A 5,141-nucleotide genomic window follows, 5' to 3' on the forward strand; every position below is an offset into this window, starting at 1 on the left:
ATGTGAAAATGATCGGCAATGGCATAGACGGCACTTGTTTGTGCATCCTCGTCAGCATAGAAGGTTTGCAGTACATATTGCTCGTCACTGCTTAGTTTCTCCCATGCGGGCTGAAACCATGCCATGTACTCCAACGCCTGCCGGTAACGTTCCTTCAGGATGTCGATGTCTGCCAGACCGGAGATGATATGATCTTCTACGGCATGCGGGTTGCTGGAGTGCGGCATCCCATTGAAACCGGACGGATGCAGGCTGGTCATGGCAGCATATGCCTGCTTGATATCCTCGCTGGTATTTTCGATGATGAACTGCATGCTGTCGTAATCCCGGATGGCATCAATAGCACCGCTTCGTTTATTCAGATACTTCCAGATAACACTCATAGGCTGCCTCCTTGCAAGCTGGCCCGGACTGCATCAATCAGTGCAGCCTGGGTTTTGTTTTTTTCTTTCAATGATTTCATAATGGTTTCATCTATGGTTCCGGCAGTCAGAATGTGATGAATGACGACCGTATCCGTTTGTCCTTGCCGCCAGAGTCTGGCATTCGTTTGTTGGTATAATTCCAAGCTCCAGGTTAGTCCAAACCAGACGAGAGTGGATCCGCCTTGTTGCAGGTTTAGACCATGTCCGGCAGAGGCGGGGTGGAGAATAGCAACAGGAATAACACCAGCGTTCCAATCTGTTATATCTTGTGAAGTCTTGATTTCTCGTACCGTAAACCGTTGCTGGATTCGTAGCAGATCATGCTTGAACCAATACGCAATCAATACGGGTTTGCCATTGGCACCTTCAAGAATATCCTCCAGGGCATCGAGCTTTCGGTCATGAATGGGAATGATTCGTTTTTCCTCATCGTAGACGGCACCATTTGCCATCTGGCATAGCTTGTTTGATAAGGCAGCCGCGTTTACGGCATCAATTTCTTTCCCATCTAGTGAAAGCACAAGCTGGGAACACAAGGTATCATACATGTTTCGTTCCCGCTTCGAGAGTTGTACACTGATTTCATTTCGTACTAATGCTGGCATAGTCAGATACTCCTTGCTTTTCATGGAAATGGTGATGTCTGCGATACGCCGATAGATTTCTTCTTCCGCACCGGGTTTTGGTTTGTAAGAAAAGATCATCTGCTGATTCCGCTTATCCGGTTGGAAGAATTCACTCCGGTAGTGGGTGATAAAGCGACCAAGCCGCTGTCCCATATCCAACAGGCGAAACTCTGCCCAAAGATCCATCAGGCCGTTTGAAGAAGGTGTACCGGTTAGTCCTACGATTCGTTTTACCTTGGGACGAACTCTTAACAAGCTCCGAAACCGTTTTGCTTGATACGATTTAAAAGAGGAAAGCTCATCGATTACCAGCATATCGTAATGAAAGGGGATGCCGGAATCTTCTATCAACCAAGGCACATTCTCACGATTGATAATGTGGATATTGACCTGCTGCAAGAGTGCGGCTTTTCGTTCCGTAGCCGTACCAATAGCAACGGCATACGTTACATCATGCAGATGGTCCCATTTCTGGATTTCTGCTGGCCAAGTATCTCGTGCTACACGCAGGGGTGCAATCACTAATACGCGATGGACGTCAAAACTGTCATAGATTAATTGCTCTATGGCGGTTAAGGTAATGACGCTTTTTCCCAATCCCATATCCAGCAAAATGGCAGCCGTTGGATTTTTTAGGATGAAGTTTGTGGCATAGGTTTGATAATCATGAGGTTTGTATTGCATCCAGCATTCCTCCTAGTTGCGTACTATTGTCGATGCAGTATACCGGAAAACCAAGTGCTTCTAACTGGCGCTTCCGATGTACCTGTAGCGGACGCATTTTCTTTCCGGGTGCTTTAAGCTCCACAAAGGCAATGCGTCCATGGGGCAGCAGCACCAATCTATCCGGCATCCCGTCATATCCGGGGGAGACGAATTTGGGACAGATACCACCTTTATGTTTTACAGCATGTACAAGCTGCTGTTCGATTATTTTTTCTCGCATGATTTCCTCCGTCAGAGTGTTTAGTATCGACTTTTCATCAAGATGTGTGACACCCCCGACACCTGGTTACTATAACTTCCTATAGGGGTTAATTTTTAAGGGCCTATAGAGACTTTAGGGTAGGAGGTGTCGGAGGTGTCACGCTTTAGTTTAAAATGGCTTTTTCTGTCAGCCGTATTCCGCGAACAAACCGGCCTTGGCGATTTCTGAACCGTACGATTCCGGCTTGTTCAATGGCAGTATAAAAATCGGCAGAATTTCGCACATAATCACCGGTAACATTACAAAAGTTTCGATACGCAGTATAAAAATCACCGGATTTTTCCTGATAGGCTTTACCAAGCTCACAGCACTCATCCAGGAAATGGCCGAGCCAGTCGTTGTTTTCACGATACGAGCCGATGGCTTCCCGCACACAAGCTGGTGTGGTAAGCTGAAAAATTTTTTGAATGATCTTCTGTGCCCCTTCAATGATCCAAGTCAGGACATACTCGCCTGCATTTTTCAGCAGGTAGTCTGCATAATTTTTGATATCGTCGTTTCCTTCAATGCGAGCGTTAAAGGGTATCACAATGAGCCTGCGCCAGGTACCGGGATCGTTGGCACCGACGCGGGGGAGATGATTGGTATAGAGCACCAGGGTATGGCTGGGAATAAACTGGAAGGGATCTTTATATTTCTTTTCTGCAAAGACCGCATCCGTCGAGCATAGTTGCTTGATGATGGACGTGTTGAGCCGCATACCTTCATCAAGCTCGGCGGCAATAAGCAGCCGTTTTCCTTTAGCCTCGGCCATTTCCGGCTTTACATTCCTGCGGCAGCCGACAGTTAATGTATCTGCCGATATGTTGCCGCTATAGGTGCCAAGTACACGGGAGATAACATTCCAGAAGGTGGATTTCCCATTACGCCCTTCACCGTAAGCGATGATAAGGGCTTCTACATATACCTTTCCGATAGCAGCCAGCCCTACAATTTGTTGTACATACTCGATAAGTTCTTCATCTTTACAAAAGAAGGTATTGATGGCAGAAAGCCACAAGCCTTTTCCCGTATCACTGGGTGAAACCTCCGTTACCTTGGTGATTTTATCCGTTGCTGTTGGTGGATGTATGCCACATAATCCATCGGGCAGATAATATGTGCCTAGTGGGGTGTTCAGTAAGAATTCATTATTGTCGAGCTCTGTCGGCTTACATTGCAGCATGGGTTTTGCTGCCTGCAGGCAGGAGTTTAAATACTTGGTATCGCGACGTTTGATGACGAAGGTTTTATATTCCTTTGCAATCGCGTATTGGGTAAAGGCTGCCAGTTGTGTTACATCAAACAGCTTTTTTGCCTTAGCTGCACCCGAGCCGACTAATACATCAGAACCACCGGATTGCTTCAGCTTTTGCCAAGCAGCACGTTCTGCAGTTTCCGCTTCTTGTAGCTGCCTATCTGTTAATTCCTGCACCACAGCGAGAGCTTGTTCGTCGGATTCGTTCCAACATATCCCGTCATAATGTAAAAAGTCGGTAGCCGTTGTAAATTGGAGCGTATCGGCATATTCCCGAGCCAGTACTACGGCTTGACCGACATCGGAGTAGTCACCGGGCATTAAGACAAATTCATTTTTGAAATCCTGATTGTAATCCTCTGGTGGAATATAGCCATTCTGTTGTTGTACCTTACCGGCAAATCGTATGGCGCTTTGCCAGATGGTGTTTAATTCTTCCTTGGAAAGCGGGGGATTGCACTTTGCGGCTTCTGCTATAAATAATTGATGGGCTTCCTCCGTTGTGCCGAAGCGTTTCGTAAGTCGTCCGGCAAAATGGGAGAGGGTGCTGTTGCGTTTTCCTTCCGGTATCGTATCCGGCTCAGTATTTAAAAATTGATCAATGGTACGAGGGCCATCGTTCCAAAGTACCTCGGTGCTATCGGTGCCAAAGATAAACCGGGCCGCATCCAGTGCTTTATCATCAAACAGTGGAAACATTGACAGTATTTTTTTCTTACAAGCTACATAGGCATCCGGATCCGTGATTTCGGTAATGGGAAAGTACACATGGAACTTAGGCCGTGCTGCTTTGCCATTTTTAATTTTCATGTGATTCCGGCTATACGAAATGACACAGGCAACCTCTGGAAATGTGGAGAAAATAGTATCCGGTGTGGCCCAGTCTGCTGGAGTATCCGAGTGGTCGTTATCACAGTCCATGACAAGGCAATCTGCTGCTATGAAATGCTTCGCGCTGCGGTAGTTGTTGTCATAGGCAGCACATACATGATCCTTTCGAATCACTGCTTTAAAATCATCGCTGTTCATGATGGTATGCTGATTAGGATATAGGCAGTTTTTGGCATTGCCGGTGCAGGCTGCTGTATAAAGCGTTAATTGCATATGTTCTCGACCTCCTGTAATTCCTGTGTAAAATAACGGATTTTCTGATTATGTTTTTTTGCCTTCGCAATTTCAAGGGCCATGCCGGTTGATATAACACTTCCAAATACCCACATTTCTTGGCATTTACGCAATAGGACAATATCCATAAATAAGGCGAGACTGCGTTCGTTAGGATTGCTGTCTATCATGAATTGCGGGAAATATAAATGTGGGGCTAAGGGGATATAGCCACTATCAACGGCATATCGGCAATAGCGTCTGGCGTGGGCTGCATTTGTTTCCATATCGCCTGCATAGGGTGAGCAGATGTACACCAACGGACGAAAGGCAGGGTTTCCCACTGCCTTTTCTTCCTTATGGATATGTTTGATAGCATCACAGGCGGTTGGATCAAAATATCCCTCACTGTTTTTACAATTCTGCATTTTGTTCACCATCACAAGACAAAGCGGCACTATCGAAGCTGATGAATTTGATATTACTTGGAAGTATCGTCGTAAGAGTAGCTGCAACAGCAATGCCATAATTACAGTGGTAATACGCCATATATCGTTGTAGTTGGTTCAGCGCGCGTGTATTGAAATCGTGTAGCTTGCACTCAACGGGGATAGTCAACTGCCCGTTGGATATCCAAAAATCCGGAATATGTAACGGACTATTTTTCTTATGCACAATTTGCCAACTCGATCCGAGCTTTTCTTTGGGGAGTGTAAAATAGTTTGTGTAAATCGGTATTGCATGAATCTACTTTATGCCCC

The 5,141-nt window shown here is 46.0% G+C and carries 5 protein-coding genes; all 5 read right to left on the bottom strand.

Annotated features, from left to right (window positions below):
* Positions 1 to 383: hypothetical protein (locus tag PGX44_RS13625; protein WP_498855798.1), on the bottom strand; the 383-nt coding region annotated here is incomplete at its 3' end.
* Positions 380 to 1,735 (bottom strand): SNF2-related protein, encoded by a 1,356-nt coding sequence (locus tag PGX44_RS13630; RefSeq protein WP_498855799.1) that lies wholly within the window; start codon positions 1,733 to 1,735, stop codon positions 380 to 382. The genes PGX44_RS13625 and PGX44_RS13630, both read right to left, overlap by 4 nt.
* Positions 1,716 to 1,997, bottom strand: a complete 282-nt coding sequence (locus tag PGX44_RS13635; RefSeq protein WP_048514387.1) for a VRR-NUC domain-containing protein — start codon at positions 1,995 to 1,997, stop codon at positions 1,716 to 1,718. The genes PGX44_RS13630 and PGX44_RS13635 overlap by 20 nt, the downstream gene beginning before the upstream one ends.
* Positions 1,998 to 2,142: 145 nt before the next feature.
* A complete protein-coding gene (locus tag PGX44_RS13640) occupies positions 2,143 to 4,380 on the bottom strand; it encodes a phage/plasmid primase, P4 family (protein WP_498855800.1) in 2,238 nt (745 codons plus the stop codon).
* Positions 4,371 to 4,907 (bottom strand): DUF7768 domain-containing protein, encoded by a 537-nt coding sequence (locus tag PGX44_RS13645; RefSeq protein ID WP_498855801.1) that lies wholly within the window; start codon positions 4,905 to 4,907, stop codon positions 4,371 to 4,373. Before PGX44_RS13645 ends, PGX44_RS13640 begins: the two co-directional genes overlap by 10 nt.
* Positions 4,908 to 5,141 lie beyond the last annotated feature (234 nt).

This window comes from Caecibacter sp. AF58-12pH5A (assembly GCF_027681725.1).
In the GTDB taxonomy this organism is placed as follows: Bacteria; Bacillota; Negativicutes; order Veillonellales; family Megasphaeraceae; genus Megasphaera; species Megasphaera hominis.